General features: G+C 67.0%; 1 protein-coding gene and 1 pseudogene. Both read left to right on the plus strand.

Annotated elements, in window-relative coordinates; translation table 11 throughout:
* The first annotated feature begins 92 nt into the window (after positions 1–92).
* A complete protein-coding gene (locus ACWDA7_RS52705) occupies positions 93–527 on the plus strand; it encodes a hypothetical protein (RefSeq protein ID WP_450615318.1) in 435 nt (144 codons plus the stop codon).
* 539 nt (positions 528–1,066) lie between these two features.
* Positions 1,067–1,602 (plus strand): annotated as a pseudogene (locus ACWDA7_RS52710) (peptidase S8); the annotation flags it as partial.

The following is a 1,602-nucleotide window of genomic DNA, read 5'->3' on the forward strand; positions in this document are numbered from 1 at the left end:
CCTTGCCTCAGCAACAAGTTGATCTATCAGGACGTCCCGTTGCGTCATTCACCAGGGCTTGACCTGCACCTCAACACTCAAACGCAACGGTGTTGGCTACCAACTCGCTGGCTGATCAAGCGGAATTCCGCACCAGAGTCGCCCTCGTCCTCAAAGCCGACGCCATCGTGGTCGAGTCGAACTACGGCGGGGACATGGCCCGCCAGGTCCTCTCCCAGGCGTGGGAGCAGCTGCGCCGCGAGGGCTCCACCAACGGACAGCTCATGCCCCGCGTCCTTGAAGTCACCGCCAAGGTGGGAAAGCGCCTGCGGGCCGAACCGATCGCCCAGCTGTACGAGCAGGGTCTCGTCCACCACGTCGGCGCTCACGTCGCGCTGAAGGATCAGATGGTCACCTGGGTCGTCGGCATGGACTCACCCGATCGCATGGACGCCGCCGTGCACGGACTGACCGAACTCGCCGACCCAGACCAGCTTGCCGCCGTCGCCGGACACATCCACGACGACCGCCTCGGCGGACGCCGATAACCCCCCGGAAACGGCCCCATAAAGGCCAACGGTCCGCCAGCGCCCCGGCTGCTACCTCACCGCCCATGACGACCAGGGGGAAGTAACCGCCGCTGTCCTCGTGTACGCGACCCCTGTAGCGAGCGCCGTTGCCGTTTCTGTGTCGGTCGGGTTGATCTTCGTTCTCCGTGGCGCACACGCGTAGCAACAGCAGAGGCTGTCCGACGTCTCGTCCAACATCCTCTGCGCCGCGCTCACTTCGGCAGCAGGCGCGGACTGACGTCCGCATATCCGGGCGCCGACAAGCGGGGCGATGTACGGAGGCGACGCGTGTCGCTCTTAGGCCATGTCGCACTTGTGACATCTGTGACCAGTGACATGCCCGGCTGCACCAACGAATGCTTTCGGCGAAGTTGTGGTGTTCAGCTGTACGAAAGGTTTTTCCCCTGATGGCAAGAATCCGCCGAATGGCGGCGATATCGACAGGATTGCTGGTGGTGGCTGGTGTCACACCGGCCATCGCCACAGCACGGCCAGCCACCGGCCTCGTCAGTCGCCCCGTGGCCGTGCCAGGGGCCCGCTCCGCGACCGTACGGCTGGTGACGGGTGACCGGGTGACCGTGACGACGCTGCCCGGCGGACGGCGTACCGCGTCGGTGCAGCCGGGCCCCGGACGCGAGCACGTGCCCTTCGACACGTTCGAGGGCGACGACAAGTCGCTGACCGTGATGCCGTTCGACGCTCAAGGGCTGGTGTCCGCCGGGACGTTGGACCGCCGGCTCTTCAACGTGACCGGCCTGATATCCCAGGGCTACGACGAGGCTCACACCTCGGCGCTGCCGCTGATCGTCTCCTCGCAGCCGACCCCGTCGAGGGTCGGGGCCAGGGTCAGCGCACAGGCGTCGAAGGCCGCTGCGTCCCTTGCCGACCGGCTGGTGGCGCTCGAGCCGACGCACTCCCGCACCCTGGCGAGCATCGACGCGCGGTCCGTGCGGGTGTCCGACAAGGACCTGGGGACGTTCTGGAAGACGCTGAACCCCGGTGAGAAATCGGCCGCCGCCCGGGCCGCGGTCACCCCGCGGATCTCGCTGGACGG

It is taken from the genome of Streptomyces sp. NPDC001156, assembly GCF_053598275.1.